General features: G+C 71.2%; 2 protein-coding genes. Both read right to left on the bottom strand.

Going from position 1 to position 1,858, the window contains the following annotated elements; genetic code table 11:
- Positions 1-164 precede the first annotated feature (164 nt).
- Complete coding sequence (locus ASG00_RS12560) at positions 165-785, bottom strand: cation transporter (protein ID WP_235557430.1); 621 nt, start codon at positions 783-785, stop codon at positions 165-167.
- Positions 782-1,678 (bottom strand): cation diffusion facilitator family transporter, encoded by an 897-nt coding sequence (locus tag ASG00_RS12555; RefSeq protein ID WP_056210015.1) that lies wholly within the window; start codon positions 1,676-1,678, stop codon positions 782-784. Before ASG00_RS12555 ends, ASG00_RS12560 begins: the two co-directional genes overlap by 4 nt.
- Between the last annotated feature and the right edge of the window lie 180 nt (positions 1,679-1,858).

The following is a 1,858-nucleotide window of genomic DNA, read 5'->3' as shown; positions in this document are numbered from 1 at the left end:
AGGGATGCATGCCGCGGTGCCCGTCGAGTTTCGCGAGGAAGTCGACCGCGCGCTCCGGCACGCCCGGCACGAGGGTGCTCAGCTCGAAGGATCGGATCGCCACGCGTCCAGCATGGCGGCGGCGTGCGACATCCGGAAGCAGGCACTCGGATGCCGCGGCCGTGTCAGCCCTCGCGGAAGATGTGCACGGCCTCGCGGACGGCGTAGAAGACGATGACGACACCGACGACGGCATCCGTCCACCACCAGCCGAGCACCGCATCGAGCAGCAGCCCCGCGAGCACGCTCGCCGCCAGGATCCCGTCGATCAGGGTGACCCTGCCCTCGGTGACCACGACCTCGTTGCCGATGCGGCGCCCGACCGCGCTCTTCCCCGCGGCGAGAGCGAACATCACCGCGGCGGTGACGGCCGTCCAGATGATCCCGCCGAGGCTCGGCGCCGGTCGATGCACTGTCACGAGCGCCACGATCGACTGCACGGCGAGGTAGCCCGCGAGGAGCACGAACGCCAGCCCGATGAGTCGCAGCGCCCGACGACGCCGCACCTCGTCCGTGCCGCGCAGCTCCCAGAGCACCACGGCGCTCGCGCCGATCTCGATCAGGCTGTCGAGCCCGAAGCCGGCGAGCGCGACGGAGCTCGCCGACCACGCGAGAACGGCCAGCACGACGACGCCGACCACGTTCCACAGCAGCGTCGTCCACTCGAGCGCGACCGCGAGACGGATGCCGCGACGATCGCTGCGCTCCGACATCCCGCCGCGCGGGGTGACGCCCGGATCGGTCACGACGACTCCTCGTGGACGTGTCCGGCAGCTGTCGTCACGACGGGCGTGACCATCTCGACCTGGAGGTCGTCGAGGCTCCGGAGTGTCGTGCGCGCCCGCTCTCGGGCGTGCCCGGCGATCGCCTGCGCATCGGCGAGGGAGGCGGCATCCGTCTCGAGTCGCACAGCCCCCTGCAGCCGGTGCCCGACCCAACGCAGCTGCACGCGTGCCACGCCGCGAACCCCGGGAGTCTCGCCGACGGCACGGTGGAGCGAGTCGACGAGCTCGGGCTCGATGCCGTCGAGCAGTCGGCGACCGACGCTGCGCACGGTTCCCCAGAGCAGCACGACGATCGCCGCGGAGATCGCGAGGCCCACGAGCGGGTCGGCGAGCGGGAACCCAGCGAGCACGCCGAGCCCGCCGATCACGACCGCGAGCGAGGTGAAGCCGTCGGTGCGGGCGTGCACGCCGTCGGCGACGAGCGCCGCCGAGCCGATGCGCCTCCCGACACGGATGCGGTAGACGGCCACGACCTCGTTGCCGGCGAACCCGATGAGCCCCGCGGCGATCACCCAGCCGATGTTCTCGAGCGGCTGCGGGTGGATCATGCGATCGATCGACTGCCAGGCCGCGACGACGGCGGACAGGAGCACGACGAACACGATGAACAGTCCCGCGAGGTCCTCGGCCCGCCCGAGCCCGTAAGTGTAGCGGCGCGACGCCGCCCGGCGTCCCAGCACGAACGCCACCCACAGCGGCACGGCGGTGAGCGCGTCGGAGAAGTTGTGCACGGTGTCGGCGAGCAGAGCCACCGACCCGCTGATCGCGACGACAGCCGCCTGCAGCACGGTCGTGGCGAGCAACAGGAACAGGCTCACCTTGAGGGCCCGGATTCCGGCGCTGCTCGCCTCCATCGCTTCGTCGATCGAGTCCGCCGCATCGTGGGTGTGCGGGACGAAGAGGTGGGTGATGAAGCCGCGGATGCCACCATGGGGGTGGTCATGATGATGCGGATGGTCATGACCGTGACCGTGCGGGTGGTCATGGTCGTGCGGGTGGTCGTGCGCGTGGCCGCGGTGATGCCCCTGAGGATC

It is taken from the genome of Microbacterium sp. Leaf351 (assembly GCF_001423825.1).
Taxonomy (GTDB): Bacteria; Actinomycetota; Actinomycetes; order Actinomycetales; family Microbacteriaceae; genus Microbacterium; species Microbacterium ginsengisoli.
The sequence above is the reverse complement of the archived record's forward strand: the minus strand, read 5'-3'. Positions and strand labels throughout refer to the sequence as shown.

Bases quoted from the DNA above. Each gene is read 5' to 3' on its own strand.
- ASG00_RS12555 (WP_056210015.1), bottom strand. From the start codon at position 1,678: ATGGAGGCGAGCAGCGCCGGAATCCGGGCCCTCAAGGTGAGCCTGTTC.